The 20,010-nt window shown below is 64.9% G+C and carries 29 protein-coding genes and 5 tRNA genes; 1 reads left to right on the top strand and 33 read right to left on the bottom strand.

What is annotated here, in order from left to right; genetic code table 11:
* Positions 1-46: 46 nt before the first annotated feature.
* From ACFOW8_RS28710 to ACFOW8_RS28615, 20 genes are all read right to left on the bottom strand, one after another.
* Positions 47-424, bottom strand: a complete 378-nt coding sequence (locus ACFOW8_RS28710) for a phage tail termination protein (RefSeq protein ID WP_378554801.1) — start codon at positions 422-424, stop codon at positions 47-49.
* Between the two features lies 1 nt (position 425).
* A complete protein-coding gene (locus ACFOW8_RS28705; RefSeq protein ID WP_378554800.1) occupies positions 426-725 on the bottom strand; it encodes a hypothetical protein in 300 nt (99 codons plus the stop codon).
* Complete coding sequence (locus ACFOW8_RS28700; protein ID WP_378554799.1) at positions 706-1,083, bottom strand: hypothetical protein; 378 nt, start codon at positions 1,081-1,083, stop codon at positions 706-708. The genes ACFOW8_RS28705 and ACFOW8_RS28700 overlap by 20 nt, the downstream gene beginning before the upstream one ends.
* Positions 1,077-1,502 (bottom strand): hypothetical protein, encoded by a 426-nt coding sequence (locus ACFOW8_RS28695; RefSeq protein WP_378554798.1) that lies wholly within the window; start codon positions 1,500-1,502, stop codon positions 1,077-1,079. Before ACFOW8_RS28695 ends, ACFOW8_RS28700 begins: the two co-directional genes overlap by 7 nt.
* 3 nt (positions 1,503-1,505) lie before the next feature.
* Positions 1,506-1,718, bottom strand: coding sequence for a hypothetical protein (locus ACFOW8_RS28690; RefSeq protein WP_378554797.1), 213 nt, complete (start codon positions 1,716-1,718; stop codon positions 1,506-1,508).
* A gap of 69 nt (positions 1,719-1,787) precedes the next feature.
* On the bottom strand, positions 1,788-2,714 hold the full coding sequence (locus ACFOW8_RS28685; protein ID WP_378554796.1) for a P22 phage major capsid protein family protein: 927 nt from the start codon (positions 2,712-2,714) through the stop codon (positions 1,788-1,790).
* 32 nt (positions 2,715-2,746) lie between these two features.
* Positions 2,747-3,496, bottom strand: a complete 750-nt coding sequence (locus ACFOW8_RS28680; protein ID WP_378554794.1) for a hypothetical protein — start codon at positions 3,494-3,496, stop codon at positions 2,747-2,749.
* Positions 3,497-3,663: 167 nt separating this feature from the next.
* Positions 3,664-3,737: transfer RNA gene (locus ACFOW8_RS28675), tRNA-Gln, on the bottom strand.
* Position 3,738: 1 nt separating this feature from the next.
* Positions 3,739-3,812 (bottom strand) — tRNA-Gln (locus tag ACFOW8_RS28670).
* 279 nt (positions 3,813-4,091) lie between these two features.
* Entirely contained in the window at positions 4,092-5,870 is a 1,779-nt protein-coding gene (locus ACFOW8_RS28665) for a phage minor capsid protein (protein ID WP_378554792.1), read from the bottom strand.
* Positions 5,870-7,483, bottom strand: coding sequence for a phage portal protein (locus ACFOW8_RS28660; protein ID WP_378554791.1), 1,614 nt, complete (start codon positions 7,481-7,483; stop codon positions 5,870-5,872). The genes ACFOW8_RS28665 and ACFOW8_RS28660 overlap by 1 nt, the downstream gene beginning before the upstream one ends.
* A 75-nt stretch (positions 7,484-7,558) precedes the next feature.
* Positions 7,559-8,758 (bottom strand): hypothetical protein, encoded by a 1,200-nt coding sequence (locus ACFOW8_RS28655; RefSeq protein ID WP_378554790.1) that lies wholly within the window; start codon positions 8,756-8,758, stop codon positions 7,559-7,561.
* A gap of 308 nt (positions 8,759-9,066) precedes the next feature.
* Positions 9,067-10,404 (bottom strand): PBSX family phage terminase large subunit, encoded by a 1,338-nt coding sequence (locus ACFOW8_RS28650; RefSeq protein WP_378554789.1) that lies wholly within the window; start codon positions 10,402-10,404, stop codon positions 9,067-9,069.
* Complete coding sequence (locus ACFOW8_RS28645; RefSeq protein ID WP_378554788.1) at positions 10,401-10,910, bottom strand: sigma factor-like helix-turn-helix DNA-binding protein; 510 nt, start codon at positions 10,908-10,910, stop codon at positions 10,401-10,403. Before ACFOW8_RS28645 ends, ACFOW8_RS28650 begins: the two co-directional genes overlap by 4 nt.
* A 49-nt stretch (positions 10,911-10,959) precedes the next feature.
* Positions 10,960-11,127, bottom strand: coding sequence for a hypothetical protein (locus ACFOW8_RS28640; RefSeq protein WP_378554787.1), 168 nt, complete (start codon positions 11,125-11,127; stop codon positions 10,960-10,962).
* Positions 11,124-11,357 carry a DUF7427 family protein gene (locus ACFOW8_RS28635; RefSeq protein WP_378554786.1) on the bottom strand — a complete coding sequence of 78 codons (234 nt, stop codon included), beginning with the start codon at positions 11,355-11,357 and terminating at the stop codon, positions 11,124-11,126. The genes ACFOW8_RS28640 and ACFOW8_RS28635 overlap by 4 nt, the downstream gene beginning before the upstream one ends.
* A 3-nt stretch (positions 11,358-11,360) precedes the next feature.
* On the bottom strand, positions 11,361-11,651 hold the full coding sequence (locus ACFOW8_RS28630) for a hypothetical protein (protein ID WP_378554785.1): 291 nt from the start codon (positions 11,649-11,651) through the stop codon (positions 11,361-11,363).
* Entirely contained in the window at positions 11,635-11,859 is a 225-nt protein-coding gene (locus tag ACFOW8_RS28625) for a glutaredoxin family protein (RefSeq protein WP_378554824.1), read from the bottom strand. Before ACFOW8_RS28625 ends, ACFOW8_RS28630 begins: the two co-directional genes overlap by 17 nt.
* Positions 11,860-11,864: 5 nt before the next feature.
* The gene (locus ACFOW8_RS28620) at positions 11,865-12,047 is read right to left on the bottom strand and encodes a hypothetical protein (protein ID WP_378554784.1); all 183 of its coding nucleotides are present in this window, start codon (positions 12,045-12,047) and stop codon (positions 11,865-11,867) included.
* Positions 12,044-13,057 carry a hypothetical protein gene (locus ACFOW8_RS28615; RefSeq protein WP_378554783.1) on the bottom strand — a complete coding sequence of 338 codons (1,014 nt, stop codon included), beginning with the start codon at positions 13,055-13,057 and terminating at the stop codon, positions 12,044-12,046. Before ACFOW8_RS28615 ends, ACFOW8_RS28620 begins: the two co-directional genes overlap by 4 nt.
* 553 nt (positions 13,058-13,610) lie before the next feature.
* Here ACFOW8_RS28615 and ACFOW8_RS28610 point away from each other — a divergent pair.
* Entirely contained in the window at positions 13,611-14,396 is a 786-nt protein-coding gene (locus tag ACFOW8_RS28610; protein WP_378554781.1) for a hypothetical protein, read from the top strand.
* Here ACFOW8_RS28610 and ACFOW8_RS28605 read toward each other — a convergent pair.
* From ACFOW8_RS28605 to ACFOW8_RS28545, 13 genes are all read right to left on the bottom strand, one after another.
* Positions 14,393-14,638 (bottom strand): hypothetical protein, encoded by a 246-nt coding sequence (locus ACFOW8_RS28605; protein ID WP_378554780.1) that lies wholly within the window; start codon positions 14,636-14,638, stop codon positions 14,393-14,395. The two genes, ACFOW8_RS28610 and ACFOW8_RS28605, sit on opposite strands and share 4 nt — an antisense overlap.
* 8 nt (positions 14,639-14,646) lie before the next feature.
* The gene (locus ACFOW8_RS28600; protein WP_378554779.1) at positions 14,647-14,823 is read right to left on the bottom strand and encodes a hypothetical protein; all 177 of its coding nucleotides are present in this window, start codon (positions 14,821-14,823) and stop codon (positions 14,647-14,649) included.
* Between the two features lie 402 nt (positions 14,824-15,225).
* Positions 15,226-15,300, bottom strand: a tRNA-Met gene (locus ACFOW8_RS28595).
* 337 nt (positions 15,301-15,637) lie between these two features.
* Positions 15,638-15,712: transfer RNA gene (locus tag ACFOW8_RS28590), tRNA-Leu, on the bottom strand.
* Positions 15,713-15,717: 5 nt separating this feature from the next.
* Positions 15,718-15,787, bottom strand: a tRNA-OTHER gene (locus ACFOW8_RS28585).
* 228 nt (positions 15,788-16,015) lie between these two features.
* Entirely contained in the window at positions 16,016-16,300 is a 285-nt protein-coding gene (locus ACFOW8_RS28580) for a hypothetical protein (protein WP_378554778.1), read from the bottom strand.
* On the bottom strand, positions 16,297-16,914 hold the full coding sequence (locus tag ACFOW8_RS28575) for a pyrophosphohydrolase domain-containing protein (RefSeq protein WP_378554777.1): 618 nt from the start codon (positions 16,912-16,914) through the stop codon (positions 16,297-16,299). Before ACFOW8_RS28575 ends, ACFOW8_RS28580 begins: the two co-directional genes overlap by 4 nt.
* Entirely contained in the window at positions 16,911-17,183 is a 273-nt protein-coding gene (locus ACFOW8_RS28570) for a hypothetical protein (protein ID WP_378554775.1), read from the bottom strand. The genes ACFOW8_RS28575 and ACFOW8_RS28570 overlap by 4 nt, the downstream gene beginning before the upstream one ends.
* Complete coding sequence (locus ACFOW8_RS28565) at positions 17,174-17,746, bottom strand: hypothetical protein (RefSeq protein ID WP_378554774.1); 573 nt, start codon at positions 17,744-17,746, stop codon at positions 17,174-17,176. The genes ACFOW8_RS28570 and ACFOW8_RS28565 overlap by 10 nt, the downstream gene beginning before the upstream one ends.
* Positions 17,746-17,997, bottom strand: a complete 252-nt coding sequence (locus tag ACFOW8_RS28560) for a hypothetical protein (RefSeq protein WP_378554773.1) — start codon at positions 17,995-17,997, stop codon at positions 17,746-17,748. Before ACFOW8_RS28560 ends, ACFOW8_RS28565 begins: the two co-directional genes overlap by 1 nt.
* Positions 17,994-18,539 carry a hypothetical protein gene (locus ACFOW8_RS28555; protein ID WP_378554771.1) on the bottom strand — a complete coding sequence of 182 codons (546 nt, stop codon included), beginning with the start codon at positions 18,537-18,539 and terminating at the stop codon, positions 17,994-17,996. Before ACFOW8_RS28555 ends, ACFOW8_RS28560 begins: the two co-directional genes overlap by 4 nt.
* Positions 18,536-19,462 (bottom strand): phage Gp37/Gp68 family protein, encoded by a 927-nt coding sequence (locus tag ACFOW8_RS28550; protein ID WP_378554770.1) that lies wholly within the window; start codon positions 19,460-19,462, stop codon positions 18,536-18,538. The genes ACFOW8_RS28555 and ACFOW8_RS28550 overlap by 4 nt, the downstream gene beginning before the upstream one ends.
* On the bottom strand, positions 19,462-20,010 hold the full coding sequence (locus ACFOW8_RS28545; protein WP_378554768.1) for an HNH endonuclease: 549 nt from the start codon (positions 20,008-20,010) through the stop codon (positions 19,462-19,464). Before ACFOW8_RS28545 ends, ACFOW8_RS28550 begins: the two co-directional genes overlap by 1 nt.

Raw genomic sequence — 20,010 nt, 5'->3', positions numbered from 1 at the left:
ACGCCAGAGGGCCCGCGTCAACGGGCGAGGGTGCCAGAGGGAGGTGTCAGCCGCGCGGGCGGCGATAGGTCAGGCGCACGGTGGCTGTGACGCCACGGTCATCGCGCCGCAGCGGCGGCATGAACCGCCCGCCAGTCTGTTCATCGGCGGTGTCGATCAGATAGCCGCCCGGCGCCGTGTTCCCGGCGGCCAGCACCCGTTCTTGCCCAGCAGATTTCAGGACCTTGGACTCTTCGCGAGTGCTAGCGACGTACTCGATGTCGATGACTGGTGCGTCGATGAGATCGGAGGCCCTGCCGCCGACACGGGTGACGAAGATGTACGGGGGTTCGAGCTGGTCGGATTCGAAGGTGACGACGGGAGCGATGTCGTCGAGTAGGGCCTTCATGATGTCGTCGAAGGACGGGAACGGCGGCATCGTCATGTCAGCCCTCCACGTCTCGGATGAAGTCGCGCATCACGTGCTCGGGTCGGTTCCAGCGGGTGCCGTGCTCACGGAAGCGGGCGTAGTAGCCCCAGGCGAGCACGATGCCTTCCTGGACGGGTTCGTCGTCTGCGGGTTCGACATAGGCTTCGATGTGGGTTGCGTTGTAGCCGGTGAGCCACCGGACGCTGCGGGTCCATCGATCGGCGCCTTGCTCGGCGATCTCCTGCAAGAAGTCGCCGAGTTCAGCACTGTCCTGGAGGAACACGTGGAGGTCATTGTCAGTTCCGTCGAACTCCATTGCCACCGTCCTTGGCGATCACGAAACGAACTCCGGTCGCCCAGCCGGTGAACCCGTTCGGTGCGACACGAACCTGGCCGTCGATGACGAACGTTCGGCCGTCGGGCAGCCGGATCCGATCGCCGGCGAGAACGTCGGAGCCCAGTGGTGCGGTGATCTGTGCGGTCAACGTCAGCTGCTCGCCCGTGGTGTTGTCTTCGCTGTCGGTCAGCCACTTCAGGTCGCACGGGCCGATCTCGTGTTCGGTCTCGGCGGCCGGTAGGAGGTCGCCTTGCCAGTCACGCGAGTTCGCGGTGCCGGTGCGGATGACAGTGAGCATCGGGCCGCCCGGATATTTCGGGGCGGGGTAGTTCACCATGTGTCCGGTCCCAGAGCGGCGAGGCCAGCGTTCTTGAGAATCAGCCGGGCGGCGGAGTGCAGCCGTGACAGGGCACGGTCGATCTCGTCGGCGTCGACCGCGTCGCCATAGGTGACCGAGCCGCCGTCCGCCGTTTGCGATGCGACCGCGAGCTCACGACCGACCGACCCGGCGACCGGGTCGATTCCGGCGAGGCACCACATGGCGGCTTGAGCGCAGGTCGCATCACGGAAGGCTTCAGCGACACCACCGTCGGTAGGTAGTCCGGTGCTGTCGGTGTCGTAGCGGTCGCACATGGTGGCGCGGCGCACCAGGATCGACGCGTATCGCAGCAGGATCGGCGCGTTTGTGGGCGCCGTGCCGGTCAGCCATGCGCCGTCGATCAGGTCGTCGGGGACGGCGTAGATCAGCACGGCCATCGGTCACGCCGCCTTGGTGCGCCGGGTGGACTTAGCCGCGGGCTTGGCCGCCGGTTCCGGCTCGGGCTCCGGTTCCGGCTCGGGAGCCGGTTCGGGCTTTGGCTTCGCCGGCGCCTCGATCTCGGTCCACCACGCCCACTCGAGCAAGTCCGGCCGCGGCTCCTCCGACTCGATGACCCACGACGGGTCATGCAGATACCGGTAGAAATGTGGCACTGGATCTCCAAATAGATTGGCAGGCAACCACTCCCCCGCGCCACCATTCGATGACGCGGAGGATCATGGTCACGCCTGCAGATTGCCGCGCAGCAGCACGCCGCGGTCAGCGTCGAGGGTCTTGGTGCCGTACAGAGTGTCGAGGCTCATGATCTCGGCCTTCTGCTGCATGTCGTACTGCTTGACCAGCCGCAGCGACAGGCCCTTGTAGGACACGACGGTCGCCCACGTGTTGTCGGTCGGCAGCGCCAGAGTCGCCGAAGCGAACGCCACCGCGGTCTTGTGGAAAGCAAGACCGACCTCGGTGGTCGGCTGACCCACAGCCGGCGAGCCCGCGGGCTGCACGATGTTCTGGGTCATGAAGGTCTCGAAGCCGAAGATGTCGCGGCCGAGCGAACCCCGACGCAGGGCATCGGTGGTGCCGGACTTGTCAGCGTGCTTCAGCATCTCGGTGTTCAGCCATGGTGCACGCGTGCTCGGGCCGATAACCGCCGAACGCTCCGACGCGGGAACATTCTTGATGTTGAGCTGCCGGTCCGCCTCGATCAGCACTTCCGGCTTGTTCCACTCGTAGCCGACATCAGTGGACTCGCCAGCGACCTGGACGAAGTCGGCCTTCGCCTGGGCGATGATCGACCGGTCCACAGCCTGCGCGATGGCCTCGGCAGCAGGCATCAGGAACTGGGTGGAGAAATCTTCAAGCTCCAGGGTCAGGTCCTCTGCGGTGATCTGAAACGACACGTCCTTGTGGGTGTCGAGAGTCACCGGAATGCCGGTTTCAGTGGCGTTCTGGATGGTGATGCCAGGCGACTGCCGGTCGAAGTCCTGTGCAGTGAAGGTCGTTGGCTGTCGGATGGTGACAGTCGAGCCGATCTTCTGGCTGCTCCATTCCTGCGACACATCGGTGTAGACCAGGGGAACCATGCACAGCTTTTCGTACAGGTTCGCCAGGGCCTTCTTGGCGATCACATCGGGGGTGAGAAGAGTGTTTGCCATTGTGGCGTGCTCCTATAACCGGAGCGCAGGCTCTAGAACGCTTCGCGTTCACGCTTTTCGCGGGCCTCGCGCCGGTAGTCGTCGATTGACTTGGCGGTATTCGGCTTGCGCGCCGCGTTACCGCCGGAAAGGTCACCGCCGCTTCGAGGAGCAGACACCCGGTCTTGCGCCTTCTTGAGCTTCGGATTGGATTCGACGGCAGCAGAAACGACTTCGGCCACCTGGGCGAGGAAGTCGTCGGCTTTTGTGTCGAGTTTGTTGATTGCCTCGGTCACCTTGCGGGAATCGAGGAGTGCGTCGAGGTCGCCTTCAACTGCTTTCGCAGCAGTCGCGACGGCGTCCTTACGCGCGAATGCGCGGAGCTGCTCGGCGTAGGAGTCGCGTTCGGCCGCGAAATCGGCGGCCTGCTTCTCGGCTTCCTTGAGCAGTTCGGCGGGGTCGGGTTCGGCCGGGTCGAGGCCGAGGGTTTCCCGCAGCTTCTCCACGAGCTCGGTCGTGGCCTTCTTCGCTGCTTCCTGAGCTGCGGTTTCGGCCTTCTCGTTGCCTTTGACGCGGTTGGCGGCAGCTTCCTTGCGGAGCTTGTCGACCTCGCGGTTCAGGCGCGCGATCTCGGGGTCTACATCGGGGGTGGCCGACTCGTCCGGGTTGGGGGTGGTCTCGGTGGCCTGTACAGAGTCACCGGGATCCGGGGTGGTTTCTGCCGCGGCGGGTGCCGGGGTTTCGACCGGGTTGCTGTTTTCAGTTGTGGGTTCTGCGGGGGTGTTGTTGGCTTCGTCGGCCATGGATTGTGCCTCCTGGACACGTGAAACAACCCGTCGGCGACCTGGCCGGATCGGGTGTTGATGTGACGAAACCCCCAGGGCCAGACGGCCGGAACTGGGGGTCAATTGCACCCGCGCGAAACTGGGCGGGAAGTCTTCAAAATGTGAATGGAGAGAGCGCTCTCCGCTGGCTGGCTTGCCAGGATTCGAACCTGGACTATCTGAATCAGAGTCAGACGTGCGGCCGTTACACTACAAGCCGTTGGCAGGCTCGCCAGGGTTCAAACCTGGGCCGCCGCGATCAAAGCGCGGAATGCTGTCGCTACACCACGAGCCTACGAATTTTGGGCGAGCCGACGAAGATTATCCGCCGATTCCTTTGCTTTGCGAGCCGCGTTCGACCCGTCCAGCATTCCGGCGAATGCCGTCTCAGCCTCCCGGATCAAGTCCTGCGGCGGATCCGGTGCGTACCCAGCGACCGCGTGAATCGCGGTCGTGACCGCGTCATCGAACCCAGTCTCTGTGACGACGATGCCCTCGGTAGCGGCCAGCTTCAACGCTGCGGCAAACCCTGCGCGCCATTCGTCGTTTGTGCGCCCCCGGTCTGGAGACAGTCTCACGCGTCGCCCCTCCAAGCCTCAAGCAGCCGCCGGTGCAAGAACTTCGCCGGTTCAGATGCATTGTCGCCGAGGAGTTCTACTTCGGCAAACGCTTCAGCGAGTGCTTCCTCCGGCTGGACCTCGTCGCCATAGGAATCGCGGAAGAACGAATACCCAGGCAGTTGGTCGCGCCACGTCCGGTACTTAGCGATCCAGTCTGTCGGCCGTTGCCCCGGTTGGCGAGGATGCAACCGCATCCATTCGGCTTGCATCGCGAGATCGAGGTTCTCGCGTGCTGCAGCGTTTCCTTCGAAGTCCAGGACGTGGCCGTATTCGTGAACCATCGCCGAGTAGATCGGGCGCTGTTCGAACCCGGCAGGATGGTAGCCGTCAGCAGCGTCGGACACCATCCCGGCTTCATGCTCGGCCATGTGCTGCACAGTCCACAGGTTGAGCGTGATATCGACGACCTCGTAGTTGTCGCGGCGCGGCCCGGGTGGCCGGGCGGGCGTTTCTCCGACGATCTTCGTTGTATCCAGGCGGCCGGGGTTTCGTGGCTCGCCGATTCGGATCAGCTGTAGCTGGCGAGAGGGGTAGCGGGTCATCATGTCGTGAATCGCGCGGGCGAACTCTTGGGCCACGTCGAGCGTGACGTCGGGGTGGTCGAATCCTTCAGCCCGGATACCGTGAAGCTGATGCAGGATCTGTGCGACGTCAGCGGGTGTGGTAGCGCTGTCGAACGGCGACGGAGGGATGCTCGATCGCCCCCGCGACCCGCCGCCTCCAGCACTGTCGCCGTTGCTGCGGGTCGCCATTCGAGGCGCGACCACAGATAGCTTGGACGCTGCAGCAACCCGTCGCCTGACACGGTCGGCGCGCTGTTGAGCGGCTGCGGCCCGACGTTCAATCCGGCGGGTCTCGCTCACCCGCACCGCGCGCGGTGGTGCTGGGTTATCCGGCGTCCACACTCGAATCGTGTGGCGACAGTTCGGATGGAACAGGCCACGAGCCCGTGCCTCGTCCAGCGAGCACATAACCTCGACACGAACGGTGCGGCCACTGCTGGTGTCGCGGGCGATCGCACCTGCCGTACTGCCGGTGATCGAGATGATCTTGCCCTCGAACGGTCGACACAGCTCACATGAGCCTGGCACGTCGGACACGATGAACAGGTCGTAGCCGTGCGCGACGAGGTGCTGCATGTAGCCGTCGATCTCGGTCTCGCTGATCGCGCCCCGGATCTGCGCCTCGACGTAGGCGACCAGTTCTCGCCGGCGGCCACGCGAGTCGACCAAACCAGTGAACCCGCGGCGCGCTTCACGCCGTGTGATCCGTTCCAAGGCGCGGCGGTGGGTTGCCGTGTTGTCGACGCGTTGGTCGCGGGCAGTTTCGTCAGCGGTACGACGGACGATCTGTTCGGCGCCGCGGGGCAAACCCTTGTTTACGTCGTCGAGGGCTTCCAGAACTCGGTCGATGATCGCCCGAGTCCGGCGGTCGTCGCGATGCGGCTGGCCGGAGCCGATGTCGTCGCGGGCGGCGGTCGACCCGTCCACCCAGGCCCGTTCGATCGCTTCCTCCACCAGGGCTGGTGCGCGGTCGCCAGCGTCGGCGGCAATACGGCGGATGCTGGCCCGGAATCTGGGGAGTGCGGCGAGAATTCGCAACAACCATCGACGGCCGAATCCGTCCAAACCCAGAAGACGAGCGATGGTCCGCCACAGAGCGAGCTCGACCAGCCGATACAGACGGACGAGAGGACCCGCGCCGCGGTCGCCGTTGGACGGAGTCAGAGGCATCAGACCTCCGCAGCGTCGTCCGGCTTCTTCGTCGTGGCGGGTGCACCGAAGGGGTCCTGCTCGTCGTCGGCGGGATCGAAGTCGCCGGTGTGGTCGGACACCATGACCTCGACCTCGTCCTTGATTCGCTGTACTTCTTCGTCGATCTCGTCGTTGGACCAGTTCGGGTGCGCTTCCCGGACAGCTGTTTCGATCGACATTGCTTGAGCGGTACGAAAGTTCGCGATGGACTGCGAGAGTGACAGCAGGTCTTGGTCGACGCGGACCGGGAACTTCATCTCGGGGTCGGCGTTGATCGTGTAGCTGCCGCCGTAGACGACCCGGTCCAGCTCCAGCATCGTGCGGGCGAACGGCTGAACCGAGCCCTGCCAGTACAGGATCTTGCGGGCACGGGTGCGCGCCGACCTGTCCTTGCGCGCCGAAACCTCGGTCGCGGTGATCGCCGCAGTCTGGGCGTCCTCATCGAAGTCGCCCGCCGAATAGCCGGCGGCGCGCAGGATCTGCTTGAGCAGTTTCTCGCAGGTCGCGGCATGCTCCTCGACACGGATCAGGAACTGCTCGGCCTGTACCAGCCGGACACCCTTCTCGTCGTTGAGGGCGCCGCCGTCTGCTGGGACCGCGGTGAAGATCTCGCGCTCTTTGTCGAATGTCGCGCCGGCGCCGGGGCCGTGATCCTCGAGGAGTTCTTGGGAGACGAACAGCCGGCCTTTGGCAAGGTCAAGGTCGCGCATCCACGACGACCATGCCTCGTCGAGGGCGTCGAACAATTGCTCTACGCCCTCGAAGTCGCTCCGACCCAAGGGCGACAGGTTGGGGACGTTGCGCCACCGGCGAGCAGGGCGGACATTGGGGATGTAGCAGGCTGTGAGGCCGTCCACTCCGGTCGGGATCGACGATTCTGCATCGACGAGATCAGCGGCCCACGCGGTGGCGTCCATCTCGGCCAGCGGCATCCGTCGGCCTATGTCGGCGTCGTCACCGCAGAAGAGAGCGTGTTCGATCCGTCCGGGCTCGTGGTGCTCGAGGTGGCGCCAGGTGCCGCGCTGGTCCTTCGCCACGATCGACCAGAACGTCACCGCGGCGAGCTGGCCGTACCGCCACTGCGGGATCGCAGCATCCGGTGCGACAGCGGAGACCATGACCTTGTCACCGGCGTCTTGATCCCACCATGCGCGCAGGAACACACCGCCGAGGGCGGCTTGGATTTCAGCGGCTTCGAGGAAGGTCGCCAGCACGTCGGCGCCGTCGAGCAGATCGTTCAGGCGTTCTTGGGCGGCCGTATTGTCGCTGGTGTCGCCGTCGGAGAAGAGCCACGACGGCGGCTGCCCGAACAGAAGATCGGCGCTGGTCGTAGCGAGATCGGACGGTGCCGGGATGTGTAGGCGGACAGTTTCTTGGAGGACCGGGCGGCCCCACCAGAAGCGGGCCAGGCGTCCTACGATGCCGCCACGAAACTGGGCTGGATGCGGGTGCGGGATGGTGCCGCCGGGTTTGTAGATCTCCTGCAGCGCCTCGGTGTTGCCCTCCCACCAAGCCGAGTGGATCAGGTATCCGTCCTGGGCGGTGTCCCACGGCTTCGGCGGGAACGCGCCAGCGAACTCGGGCAGCGGCATGCCACCTCCAAGGGGTGTGAGCGCGCCAGAATCCGGGCGGACGCTATGAAGTTGAGGGGAGTGCGGCGGGAACCGTCAGAAGACGTTCAGGTTCGACCAGCCGCGCTGGTTGTGTGCGCCGACCATCAAGCCGAGCATCCCGGCGGGTGACCACACGCCGTATTGGTTGAGCATGTACTCCGAGGAGCGCTCGGCTTCGAGTGCCGGGCAGCCGAACAGGGTGCGGCCTTCGAATTCCTGAGAGTAGAAGTGGTGGTAGTGCGCGGTGAAGAACAGCGAGGTCTCGCCAAGCTGTTCTGTGCGGCCGAGGATCTGGCGCTCGATGGCGTTGCGTGTGCGGGTCTCACTGGAGGAGCCGCGGCCCTTCTCGATGTAGCCGTGGGAGAAGTAGCAGTCCACGCCCGAGAGTGTCAGGGTGATCGCGGGGTCGCCGGCGCCGATGTGCCAATCGATGGCCGGCGCTGCGCCGTGTTCGGCGAGTTCGTCGAACAGCTTGCGGACCTGTCGGGCGATGTGGGTGGAGGCGTTGTCACCCTGGCTGGTGACCGGCTCCTTCGACCCGTTGCGGGTCCATTCGCCGTGGTTGGAGATGACCGACGAGACCGACAGTGGCAGGCCGAGCGAGGCGGCTTCCTTGATCGTCCACACGCGCAGGTCGAAGTCGAGTTCGAGCTGCCGGGACATGTTCAGCTCCACCGTGTGGGGCTGGTTGCCGTAGTTGTTGCAGACGCCCTCGGTTTCGTCGCCCATGAACGCGACGTGCACGCTGGCGAGTTCTGGTGCGAGGAGTTGCGCGAGCGCCAGGTGCGCTTCGACGCCGCGGCGCCAGTTCGCGACGGCTTCCTCGGTGCCCTTCTTTCCGAGCTGGGGGTCAGCGACGAGGATCACGTATGTGCTGCCGTCGCGCCGCTGTACTGGTCTCGGCAGCGGGTGCGCGCGCAGGGCTGCCTGCCAGGCCGCCAGCGTTTTCGGGGACACGTCGGTGGACCTGCGGCGACGGAATCGGGCGCTGTAGGACCACAACTGGATCGCGTCGCGGGTGCCGTCCTCGGTCGCCTTGGACTGCTGCCAAGTCGACATTCGTACGGTGTCGTCGACGACTTCGAACTCGGCCGCGTTCAGATTGAACAGGGCGAATACTCTGGTCCAGTCGTCGTTGATCTGGCCTTCGACGACGACGTTGTTGACGGTCGCGCCGTCGCTGGTGACGTCGATCGAGCCCTTGTTGATCGGGTCGCGATGGGTGAGGTTCGCGGCGTCGTCGGCCAGGCTCACGCAGCGACCTCCGTGAGGGCGAAGCATCCACATTCGCGGCGGCAGTGCACCCGGAATCGGGTTTCTGCGGCTTCGAGCCCGTTTTTCACCGCGAGCCTCCACACGTGGGTCTTCGGGCGGCCGTCAGCGAGGAGCGCGTCGAACGCTTTGCGGTCGCGGTCGTCGAGTGAGGCCAGCCATGCTCCGGTGGCGCAGGGTCGCGGTGTACGGGTTCGCTGTCGCAGTTCGAGAGCGTCATCAGCGAATGACATTCCAGCCTCCAAGATCGGTTACACCAATCGTAAAAGTGGAGGCAAACCCAACTTTTCTTACGCGGCCTCGTCGAATTCGTCAACGGAAGCGTCTCGGTTATCCGGCAGCAGACCAAGTTTGATCCATCGCCGCCATTTCCGTTCCTCGGTGACGAGGAGATAGCGGACCGCGTCGATGCCGTGGTCGTTCAGCTTGACGACCTCGTCCTTGCCCTCAGCGCTCGCCTTTTCGTCCCACACATAGCCGGGGATTTCCTTGAGCAGTTCCGGGCAGCGGTCGGTGAATTTCAGGCGTTTCGCCGACACCAGCGTGCTCATCGTTCGGATGCCGTACAGGACGTCCTTGTTCGCCTTGAGCGACGTGAGTCCGTCCTGCTTGAGCTGGACGCGGAAGTCGGCGGCCGAGGAGTCGACCACCGTGCGGTAGCGGGCGCGTGGCGGGTTCTCCGGGTCGTCGTCCGGGTGGTGCGGCAAAGCCATCCAGTCGCGCACGCCCTTGGACAGTTCGACGTTCGACCAGCGGGCTTCTTCTTTGCCGGCCTTGTATCGCCATTCGTCCATGCAGTACAGGACGTCGTCGACGCCGTGACCGATCATGACCGCATGGGTCGGGTTGGTGGTGCCGTGGTCGATACCGACACCGAGGATCCACCGCATCTCCGGTAGGTCTTCCCACCGGATGACATGGGTATCGCGGTCGTAGGTGTCGAACACTGCGCCCTCGGCGGCAACCCAGTCGCCGCGGATGAACCGCTTGTAGAAGACGCCGGTGAACTCGGCCTTCTTCCTCGCGATGTACTCCGCGCTGAGCTGCGGGTTGTCGTCCATGAAAAACTGGAACACCTTGACGTCCATGCCCGGCTCTCCGGCGCGGTCCATGAACTTCTTCTTCAGGAAGTGCTCGGGGTTGTCCGGGTTGGTCGTTGCAAGGCAGCGGGCGCCGGGCTCGGACAGGCGGCCCTGTAGCTGGGTCCAGAAGTTTTCCGGGATCAGGGTGGCCTCGTCGACGAGCGCCAGGTACACGGTGGAACCGCGGATTTTGGCTTCGGCGGCTTCGTCGTTGGCGCCGATGAGGTGGATCGTGCGGCCGAGGATGACCGCGGTGGACGAGCCTCGTGTGTGGTGGATTTCGCGCGCCAGCGGCCCGAACAGCGACTGCTTCTGCATCGGCTCGAGGATGTTGCGCTCGATGGTTTGCAAGGTGCGGCCGACGATCAGGATCATCGTATCCGGCGGGGCCTGCGCGACGCCGATGAAGAACGCGACGATGCTGGCGATGGTCTTGCCGGAGCGGATGGCGCCGGTCCAGATGGTGGTGGACGCTCGCTCGCACTCGACGATCGACGCGATCTGCTTGCGCGACATCGGGACCATCAAGGCATCCGGCAGGGTCACGCGTCTTCGCCTTCGCCCGCCTGGTCGTCCTCGCCACTGTCGGGATCCTGTTCGGCTTCGTGTGCGGCGTGCAGAGCGTGGAGCACGTCGACGAGCTGGCCCACCATGGACTCGGCTTCGCCGGAGACATTGCCCTTCGCGTCTGCGATGACCCGCAGCTCCGCGGCCTTGTAGGAGCCGGTCAGCTTGGCGCGCTGGTCCATGATGGCCAGGGCGCGGTCGATCTTCCACTCGTAGCCTTTGTCTTTGGCCTTGAGGTCGGGGTGGACCAGGTCCCAGAGGAAGTCGAGGCGGCCGAGTTCGATCGTCAGGTATTCTTCGGCGTTTTCGCGCGTGATTTCCTTGACCGCTTGGGAAATGTAGCGGGAGACGCTGGAGCTGGAAACTCCGAGTTCTTCGGCGATCTCGGCTTGGGACTTGCCTTCCATGCGCAGTTCGAGCGCGCGGTTGCGTTTCCGCTGCGTCTCGACCAACGTTTCGACAGGGATGGTTTTCTTGCGTGCCATAGGTGGCGGGACCTCCAGGGCGCGGCGGGCTCCTGGCCGGACTCGCGTTCTAGGTGGTGGGGACGGTCGCCGCCTGGGCGATCCGTGAGAGGCGCACGACGTGGGCGGCGCCTCTAGTGAGCGGCCAGATCAGGGCCTGGCCGTGAGTGATTCGGGTGACGCGGTATCGGCCGGGTAGGCCGGTCGCGGTCACGATGTCGCCGGAGGTGATAGTCATTTCCACACTCTCGGAAGTCGGGCGTAAGGATCGAACCGCTCAGGGAGAAGGTTCAGCAGGTGCGCGGCCGTGACGATGATTGCAGCGCGCACGAGCAGTGGATGCTGCTCCAAACCGCGGTCGACGCCCTCGGACAGCAGTTCGCCTTCCGGCGCGATGATTTCGAGTGCCGTGGTGACGCCGGCGAGGACCAGCCAGAGGTGTCCGGCGCGGATCGCGGTACGCCGCACGGGTTACTCCTCGTCGTCGACGACCACGAAGTCGGGGCGGGTCAGCCACGTGCGGGTTTGCTCGAGCAACCCAAGCTGGATGTGCTCGGGGACTGAGTCGTCGCGGGTGAACCGCCACACTTGCGCCCAGGGGTCGCCGTCTTCGGCGTAGCCGCGGCGGACCGCGATCACCATGTAGTCGGTGAGCAAGCCGGGGTCATTGTCGTCGTCCAGCTCGAGGTAGGCGTCCCACACGGTTTCGATCGCCGTGGTGAGTGCGTCGTCAGCTTCGCGCTGTTCAGGGGTTCGTGGCATTCGCGGCCCACCTCAACTGTTCGGGCCGGTGGCCGGACCAGTGCTCATCACCGACCACGACTACCGGAGTCTGTTGGTAGCCGAGGGCCCTGATCGCGTCGATCGCGTCGGGTTCCTCGGTGACGTCGATCAGCGTGTATTCCGCCCCGAGCTTGTCCAGCGTTCGTTTCGTTGCTTTGCAGGGCTGGCAGTCGGGCTGGGTGTACACGGTGATCAAGATTCGTCGAGCTCCATATTCAGTTGGTCGATCTCTGCCTCGGCGGCGGCTTGTGCCGCGGCGAGGGCTTCCATAGCGCGCGCGTAGCGGGCCTGCGCTTCGGCGAGCTGCCGGTGGGCGGCGTCGAGGTTCAGTGCGGCTTGGGCGGCTTCGTGCTCGGGGGTGTCGAAGTAGCTCACGGTAGCTGGATTCCGAGGTCGGGCAGTGGCGGCAGCACAAGTGCAGGCGGGAGTTCGGGCAGGGGCGGCGGGGTGAACACCTGCTCGATCGGCGGCGGAACGTACTCCAGGATCTGTGGCGGCACAAAGGGTTCGACCCGTTCGGGGATGTACTCGGCGAGCGGCGTCGGCTGGTAGGGCTGGCCGAGCTGTTCGAGTGGGTAGAAGTCCTCGGCCGATGGCAGCGGTGCCGGGATCGGCAGCTCGGGCAGGCTCAGCGGCGGCGCGGCAGGGATGCCGGTCGGGGTCGACTCGGGCAGCCACGGGATCGGCGGCGGCGCGTCGATCACGTACTCCCCTGGCTCGGCGTCGGCGTACTGGTTGACCTCGTCGGTCGAGATACCGTGGTAGCCACCGAGGAAACCAGCGAGACCCTGCACGAACTTCGCGGGGTCGGACCAGGGTGCGGGGCTGTCGCAGATGGCGTCGAACTCGCGACAGACACTCACGACACCATCGGCCGCGGCGTCGCGGGGGCCGGGGTTCGCGGCGCCGGGGAAGACACCGGGAAGCGCCGAGTAGATGCCGTTGCTGGTACGGGGGTCGCCGAGGACGATGGTGCGGTCGGCGTCCGGGTGGTCGATGACTTCGGCGCCGAGCGAGTGACCGATCACTGTCACTTGGCCATCGGGGCATTCGGCGCGGTAGGCGGCGATCTCGCGGTCGAGTGCGGCGCGGCCGTCGAGAACCGAGAAGTCCTTCATCCACGGGCCGGTCGGCCAGACGCTCGAGGTGTAGTGGGCTTCGGCGACGCGGTAACCCTGCGCGGCCTGGTCGGCGAGGATGTCGCCGATGATGGTCGGGGCACCCTTCGAGTCGGCGTAACGTTCACCGTTGCCGCCGACGCCGATGACGATCGGTCGACAGTCCGGGGTGTCTGCTGCGGCGGTGCCAGCTGCGAATACGAGGGGTCCGAGAGCGATCACAGTCGCGGCGGACGCGAGGCCGGCGGTTACACGGATGAGGGCCATAGAGGTCTCCTGGCATCGTGTAGCGCATTCAACTCGATGCACTACACTCAAGTCTATTTTCGTGCGCAAACCGGTGTGCGCGCCGAACGGGAAGCGAAGTTGAGCCCGCCGGACTCCCAGGTAGCGATAACTGGTCCAGCGGGCGGACCGCGGCGCGCTGTGCGCTGGCTCGCGGCCCCGCCACCTGAGATGCCCTACAGCCAGGCGCTCGTGAGATGGCGCGGCGGCCCCGAGGCGGAATGGGGCACGAGGGTGGTGGCGAAATTCATGGTGGGCGGCTATATTCGAGGGCAGAACGCCCCCGTGTTGCCGCCTCTGCCCCTGCATGCGGCGTCGCCTCTGCCCAGTGCATGCGCCGGGGGCTTCGCCATGTAAGCGGTGCGGTGAGCATTCTCCTGGCAGACACCGATTGCCTTGCGTTACCCCGCACTGCGAGGTCGCACTACGCCATACGCGCAGTTAAGTTGTATGAGCGGGCCGCAGAGGCTCGCTGAAGCAGTGCCGCATCGAAAACCAGTGGTTAGCCAACCTAGACCGCGCGTACGATGCGAGCATGCCAAAGACCGGGATCGCTAGCGGGCGTATGAAATTGGCTCGCGCGCTCCATCACCTCGAGGACCTCGACCGACGAATCACGCGGTACGTTGCGAAGCGACCGGTGCTGACCAAGGTTGTACTCGTGAAGGACGGAACCCCCGCCGATCGCGACATCAAATTCCATGTCGTCATCGATCAGCTAGTAGAGGTTCCGAATGGGTGGCCGCTGATACTTGGCGACGTTGTCACAAACCTTCGGGCGGCCCTTGACCATGCGGTGTTCCCGATTGCTCGGCAGTTTCCGATCGTCAAGGTACAGCCGATCAACCAGCAGACCGGAGTGCCGAGCCCAATCAAGTCGCTACCAGGCCACCCGGCAGCAACGGCAATCATCGAGGCGGCGCAGCCCTATAACGACATCGTGTCAGCTGATCACCACAGTCTTGGCATCCTGAATGAGCTGGTGAATGAGGACAAGCACCGAAATGTTCTCATCACGAGCGGCTGCTTTCTGGAACCTCACATCGGCATCCCGGAGGACGTTGAGGTGATCGAGGAACCAACGACAAGCCTATACGGCCAGGAGATGTACGTTGGCGCGGTGCTTGCGAAGTTCGCGCTTCGCCCCACCCACGCCGAAACCAGGAAGGACAAGGTCTATTACGACCCGGCGCCGAAGGTCACCATCGTGCTGGATGTCCCTAAGACACCGGACAATCGTGAAGCGGTGCCGATGCTTCGTGAGATCCATGCGTACATCTCGACACTGCTCGACGACCTCGAGGCGGCCGGGCTGCCCTAACTCGCGTCGTCGCTGAGCCTTCCACATCCGCAGTCCGGGCCGCCCTTCGGGCAGGCGCGGTCGAGCACGTCGGCCCGGTCCTCGTACTCGTCAGCCCAACGCAACAGTTCGCGCTTCTCGCGGGTGCGTTGGGTCTGCTTGTCCGGTTGGTAGCCGCAGCCGTCGATACAGCCGAAGCACTTATGGATGTGGCCGGTGCCGCGGCCGTACACGAGCGGGCGGGCGCCGGTCGCGCCGAGCATGCGGGCGATCAGAAGCCCTCGGCGGTGAAGTGGGCGCGCGTGTAGGCGACCACTACTTCGGATGCCAGGGGCTCGAGCACGGTTTCGACGACACTGGCCGGCGATTCGATGCCGAGCGCATCCGTGACCACGTCGTTGACGGCGCGGATCGTCTGGCTCACATTCTCAGTGGCGTTCTCCACCATGGCCCCTCGGGGTAGTAGCAGTCGAAGTTGTTGCAGATGCAGCGCAACGGGGCGACGGCGGGACAGCAGTCGGCCGTCCAGTCGCGCGGGTTCTCATATTCGGCTGCCCAGCGCACGAGTTCACGCTTCTCGCGTTGACGGGCGGAGCCGTGCGTGGGCGGGTGGCAGCAGCCGATTGAGCAGTTCGGGTGGACCATCATCGCCATGGTCACCGCCAGATACATCTGAAAAAGAAACCAGCAGGTCAGCGTGCCATCTACGCTGCATGTCGGTTTACATCTGAAAGAAATTTCGGGGCTCTCTACCGTGGTCCCCGCCATTGCACAGACCGGGCCTACCTACGGGCAAGGCGTCCTGGCTCTTTCTTGACCGACCGGCTTCTACAGTCGTCCCGTCATATTGTTGCGAGCGGTGGGATTTGAACCCACGACTTTCGGCTTATGAGGCCGACGAGCTACCGAACTGCTCCACGCCGCAATGCACTCGCCGCGAGATCCTGTTACCGCTGCCGCAGGTTCCGCGAATCCTCCCGATCGCTACTCGGGAGCCCGTCCTCGAGGGTAGGCCGAAGCCCAGCGTTACCCGAGGCGAAGTAAGTTGGTGGGGAGTTTCCTAGGCTCCGACCGGGGCATGGACCGTAAGGCATGTAGTCCCGGTGCTGCGACTTGCCCGCTGAGGCATCGGTTTCCGGCCGCTAAGCCTTCCCTCAGGCACTTGCCCGTCGGGTTGCCGACATCGCACACATTCGCGGCCCGATCACGCATTAGCCGCTCACTCTGTCACCACCAGCGTCGGCGGCTAAACCGACGCTTTGTGCCCCTCGCGCGATTCGAACGCGCACGTCACCGAGGTTTGAGCTCGGTCCCTCTGCCTGTTGGGGTAGAGAGGCATGTTGTCTCCGGGCGGGACTCGAACCCGCAACTATCCCCGTCGGGACGCCTTCTGCCGATTGAGCTACCGGAGACTATTCAGTTTTCTAGTATCAGCTCCGAGCGCGGCTAGCATGCTCGGGCGGGCAACGCTCCGTTTCCGGCTCGTCGAAATGCGCACCGTCTCCGCCATTGCCGGGTTGCCGACCGGTTTTTGAGACAGCTCACGCAGGGATAAAGGTAGCAACCGAAATTCGGTAAACCGTGTCACAAAATAACGATTTGATAACGACTCACGAATTAGCGGCAACTACGCCGCGGTTTCACGCCGCGTCCCTCACCCGCTCAGCTGGTTTGCGGTGGAAGATCGCCCGGCCCGCACCGTTCGGACCGTAGTACTCGTCACGCGTGTACTTGCCTGACACCACCTCGGGCGCGGAATGGCCGATATGCCAGGCGCTGTCGATGTGCGGGCACGGGTACGCCTGAATGTGCTCGCCCTTGAATCGCCGTTTTCCCGCCAGCCGCGCGTCCTTCCGGGACCGGTACGCCTGCTTGTTGCAGTACCGGCACTGACCGAACGGGCGCGCGTCCTGGGCGCGACTCACGCCGCGTCCTCGACGGCGTCCAGGCCGAGCACGCCCGCGATGTCCGGCGGCGTCCAGCCTGCGGGCTTCAGGATTTTGCCGTCCTCGGGCCGGCGAACCACCTTGCCGTCGACCAGCTTCGCCATGTTGCTGCGCTGGACCTCGGCCCACACGCGGTCCATCGGCAGATGCAGCAGCGTCGCCACACTCGTCAGCTGGAACATCGTCTGGTGCACTGCGGCGTCGACCTCGAGCAGGTTCCGGTCGGCGATCGCCTTACCGATCCGGGCGTCGCTTTCTTCGAGGTCGTCGCCGATCTCGGTCATGATGTTGGTCGCGTCGAACGTGTCCCACGTCGCCTGCTCCGTCGACTTCGGGAGGAAGTCGTGAATGTAGGTGCGGGCCAGACCGAGCCGCAGCAGCAGCCCGGCGCGCACGTACAGGCTGTCGGCGATCGCGTCGGCCGCCTCGACGAGGTTGCGGGTAGCCAGCGCGAACAGCAGTTCGTCACGCTCCTCCCCCACCAGCCGCACAGCGAGCGCCACTTCGTCCTCGGACACCCAGCCCGGGTTCTCCCGCAGCCGGACACCGCAGGCCAGGTTGAAGTCCCGGACATCGCTCCATAGATCGTTCACAGCGAAACCTCCTCGGTCAGTTCGTCATCCACATAGGTCTTTGCGCGCAGCACGAGCTGGTGCAGCTCGTGCAGCAGGTTCTGGGCGTTCAGCAGGTCACTGTCGAGGACCGCGAACTCGATCCGCGCCGCGGTCCCTGCGATCGCCGGCCACACTTCGGCGCGCTCAGCGGGCGTCGGGTGTTTCCACTGGCGGTGTGTTGCGAGCCGTTCGGGAGTGGACTCCCCCAGCAGGGCGCCGCAATCAGTGCAGGTCATGGTCAGCTCCACAGTTCTCTCATGATGTCGACGAAGTCGTGGCGGGCCTGTCGGATCCGCTCGTCGTAGGCGGCCGTGCGCTCGCGGGACACGTCGAACACCGCCTGCTGCTCCGGCGTGCTTGGACGTCTCCGATAGCTGCCGTCAGGCAGCTGTTCGTAGTCGTCTTCACGCTTCCGGCCCGGCGGGTACAGGATCGTCAATTCCTCTTCCGTGAAGAGGGGGTCGCGTTCCGACAAACGGTCAATCAGGTCTTCGTACTTCGCGCGCCGCTCGTCCGGGCACACGCACACGGAGTAGTCCATGTGGTAGCGCAGCGATGCGATCGCGAGATCGTTGAAGCTGGAGTCGAACTCGTCGAGAATCCAGTCGATCGACATCGGCGGCAGACCGGTCAGCTCCCGGTAGCTCTTGCCGCGGCCGTGGACGGTGACATCCCAGTACCACAGCGGCATCTGCCACACGTGCTCGGTCAACCGGCCGCGCGTGTGACCCCACCGTGAACCGCGGTCTTGGCGGTAGTGGGTTTGGATCGATGCCCAGCCGAGGAACGGGATGCTCAGCGACTTGTACATCAGTGGTTCTCCTCGAGCAGTTCAGGGGCGCATTCGGTGAGTCGATGCCAGGGCAGGCCGATGATGATCGCGCCGAGCCCGAGCAGCGGGATCACGACCGTTTGCCGACACCACATTTCGGTCACGGGGACGTCCATGTCTGTGGTGCCGTCGCTGCCGAGCCACGGCAGCACGTTCGAGCGGATGCCGTAGAAGGGTCGCGGCCCGTAGAGCCAGATCCCCGGCCACCAGGGCGGTTTCGTGGCGGTCACGACTGCACCTCGCTCAACTTCAGGGCCGGGCGGGGGCCGCCTAGGGCACGGATGGTTGGGCACGGGTACGTTTGCCAGTTGCCGTCGTCGGTGCCGCAGCCGGAACAGACCTGGGTGGGTCGCCCGCCGGGGTATCGGACGTTCAGGGCTTCGACCGGCTGGTGCACCTCCCGGACGCGGTCCGTCGCGGCCTCCAACTCGACGACGCGGGCGCGCAGCTCGCGGGCCACCTCGGGCAGAAACGTCCACGCAGTGTCCTCAGGCGCACCCAGTTCAGCGACAGTGTTCGCCAGGATCACATGGGCTGCATTCCGTTGCGTGCGCATCTTGGCGAAACGGTCGTGCCACTCGTTCTTGCGCTGCTCCATGTCTTCGGTGCGCCGACGCTCAGCCTCGATCTCGTTGAGCATCACGTCGGTGGGCAGGCATTCGTTATGGACTGCTACCTCGCCCCGATGGGGGTGCTCGATGTAGACGAGGTCGTCGACGATCCCGCACCCACAAACCGGGCAGAACGGGGTCGCATCATCAGCGTCGCTCATCGGATCTCCTTCGGGTATTCGTCCCAGGTCTCTTCGTCGAGTTCGCGGCCAGCGGCCTTCTTTCCGAGGCGCCAGTACCGGTCTCGCCTTTCGCCCGCGTGGTAGCAGTCCCATGCCCGGAATGCGTCCTCGGTCATCTGATCAGGCGTCACGTACTCGCCCCACTGCTTGAACAGGAACGGGACACTCGCTTCCACACACTGATCCCGGAGACTCCGCACCCAATCCGGATGCATCGGCCGGGCGCCGCGACCGGACTCGCCGCCGACGATCACCCAGTGCAAGCAGTCGATTCGCGACCACGGCGAGCAGTGTTCTTCGTCGCCGCACGCGCTCGGGTCCTCCAGTGGCTCAAGGTACTGCGCAAGGTCAACCGGTCCGAGAAGCGGCTCCGCACTGACGAACCGAACAGTCGCCGGAGTGTCGAGCAGGACCGGGATCCGCACGTCCGCCCACTTCTGGTCCTCGGCGCTCACGCCGAGCCACACGTTCGGGATCGGCCAGGCGTCGCCCATCACGTCGGGCAGTTCGACGTCGACCGATTTGAACACCAACTCGCGGAACGCATCCGACCGCAGCAGCGAACGCATGCGGCCGGGACGCTTCGTCAACACCTGGAACGTGTGCTGCTCCGCGTGCGCCATCACCCCGAACACCTTCGCGATGAACTCGTCCGGCACATCGGCATGGAACAGATCCGACATACTGTTCACGAACACGCGCTGCGGCTTCCGCCACCGCAACGGCTCACCCAACCGCTCCGGACGCAACGTCACCCCGAACCCATTCGGGAATTGCGGGGTGCCAGCGAACCGGTGCGCGATGCCCTCCGCGTAGCAGTGGTCGCAACCCGGAGACACCTTGTCGCAGCCAGTGACCGGATTCCAGGTGTACTCGGCCCATTCAATGCTGGTCTTGCCCATCAGAGAACCTCGCTAAGAAGCAGTACTTCGATGACGCCGAACGGATCTCGTCCCGTTTTCTCGCACCAGTCGAGGACGTTCGAGGACTTCTTGCTGGAGTTGCACGGGCTGCACGCGGGAACGAGATTCCCCGGTACGGTGTCGCCGCCGAGCGACACCGGATGAATGTGGTCCCAGGTGGTGGCAGGCGCAGGGCAGTAGGCACACTTCCCTGCGAAGTTCTCGGTGAGTACCTCGGCAGCGATCGACGGCACGGGCAGCACACCACGCTTGCGCGCGTGCACCCGCGCCCGGATGGCCTGTCCGTCAGCGGCGTAGCGCGCTCGGTATTCCGCGTTTGTGCATGGGCGGCAGGCGCCCTGGCGCGTCACATTGTCCTGCGGAAGCCACGCGGAACATCCCCGGCACCAACGAAGGCCGACTAGCGCCATCTGTCGCCGCAGTTGCTGACCGGGACGAGTCGGGTCCTGGCGGGTGTATTTCCGCACACGCCGACCATCTCGATCCACCATCTGGGCGTCCGTCCATTCGATCGAGGTCTTACCCAT

Origin of the sequence: Nocardia rhizosphaerae, assembly GCF_042650365.1 — a bacterium.
In the GTDB taxonomy this organism is placed as follows: domain Bacteria; phylum Actinomycetota; class Actinomycetes; order Mycobacteriales; family Mycobacteriaceae; genus Nocardia; species Nocardia rhizosphaerae.
Note: the sequence above shows the minus strand (reverse complement) of the source record. Positions and strands in the feature narration are given on the sequence as shown.

What these genes read in the sequence shown, in the direction of transcription:
- ACFOW8_RS28710 (WP_378554801.1), bottom strand. Translation starts at nt 424, where the DNA reads ATGACGATGCCGCCGTTCCCGTCCTTCGACGACATCATGAAGGCCCTA.
- ACFOW8_RS28705 (WP_378554800.1), bottom strand. Translation starts at nt 725, where the DNA reads ATGGAGTTCGACGGAACTGACAATGACCTCCACGTGTTCCTCCAGGAC.
- ACFOW8_RS28700 (WP_378554799.1), bottom strand. Translation starts at nt 1,083, where the DNA reads ATGGTGAACTACCCCGCCCCGAAATATCCGGGCGGCCCGATGCTCACT.
- ACFOW8_RS28695 (WP_378554798.1), bottom strand. Translation starts at nt 1,502, where the DNA reads ATGGCCGTGCTGATCTACGCCGTCCCCGACGACCTGATCGACGGCGCA.
- ACFOW8_RS28685 (WP_378554796.1), bottom strand. Translation starts at nt 2,714, where the DNA reads ATGGCAAACACTCTTCTCACCCCCGATGTGATCGCCAAGAAGGCCCTG.
- ACFOW8_RS28680 (WP_378554794.1), bottom strand. Translation starts at nt 3,496, where the DNA reads ATGGCCGACGAAGCCAACAACACCCCCGCAGAACCCACAACTGAAAAC.
- ACFOW8_RS28665 (WP_378554792.1), bottom strand. Translation starts at nt 5,870, where the DNA reads ATGCCTCTGACTCCGTCCAACGGCGACCGCGGCGCGGGTCCTCTCGTC.
- ACFOW8_RS28660 (WP_378554791.1), bottom strand. Translation starts at nt 7,483, where the DNA reads ATGCCGCTGCCCGAGTTCGCTGGCGCGTTCCCGCCGAAGCCGTGGGAC.
- ACFOW8_RS28645 (WP_378554788.1), bottom strand. Translation starts at nt 10,910, where the DNA reads ATGGCACGCAAGAAAACCATCCCTGTCGAAACGTTGGTCGAGACGCAG.
- ACFOW8_RS28640 (WP_378554787.1), bottom strand. Translation starts at nt 11,127, where the DNA reads ATGACTATCACCTCCGGCGACATCGTGACCGCGACCGGCCTACCCGGC.
- ACFOW8_RS28630 (WP_378554785.1), bottom strand. Translation starts at nt 11,651, where the DNA reads ATGCCACGAACCCCTGAACAGCGCGAAGCTGACGACGCACTCACCACG.
- ACFOW8_RS28615 (WP_378554783.1), bottom strand. Translation starts at nt 13,057, where the DNA reads ATGGCCCTCATCCGTGTAACCGCCGGCCTCGCGTCCGCCGCGACTGTG.
- ACFOW8_RS28610 (WP_378554781.1), top strand. Translation starts at nt 13,611, where the DNA reads ATGCCAAAGACCGGGATCGCTAGCGGGCGTATGAAATTGGCTCGCGCG.
- ACFOW8_RS28605 (WP_378554780.1), bottom strand. Translation starts at nt 14,638, where the DNA reads ATGCTCGGCGCGACCGGCGCCCGCCCGCTCGTGTACGGCCGCGGCACC.
- ACFOW8_RS28600 (WP_378554779.1), bottom strand. Translation starts at nt 14,823, where the DNA reads ATGGTGGAGAACGCCACTGAGAATGTGAGCCAGACGATCCGCGCCGTC.
- ACFOW8_RS28565 (WP_378554774.1), bottom strand. Translation starts at nt 17,746, where the DNA reads ATGTACAAGTCGCTGAGCATCCCGTTCCTCGGCTGGGCATCGATCCAA.
- ACFOW8_RS28555 (WP_378554771.1), bottom strand. Translation starts at nt 18,539, where the DNA reads ATGAGCGACGCTGATGATGCGACCCCGTTCTGCCCGGTTTGTGGGTGC.
- ACFOW8_RS28550 (WP_378554770.1), bottom strand. Translation starts at nt 19,462, where the DNA reads ATGGGCAAGACCAGCATTGAATGGGCCGAGTACACCTGGAATCCGGTC.
- ACFOW8_RS28545 (WP_378554768.1), bottom strand. Translation starts at nt 20,010, where the DNA reads ATGGGTAAGACCTCGATCGAATGGACGGACGCCCAGATGGTGGATCGA.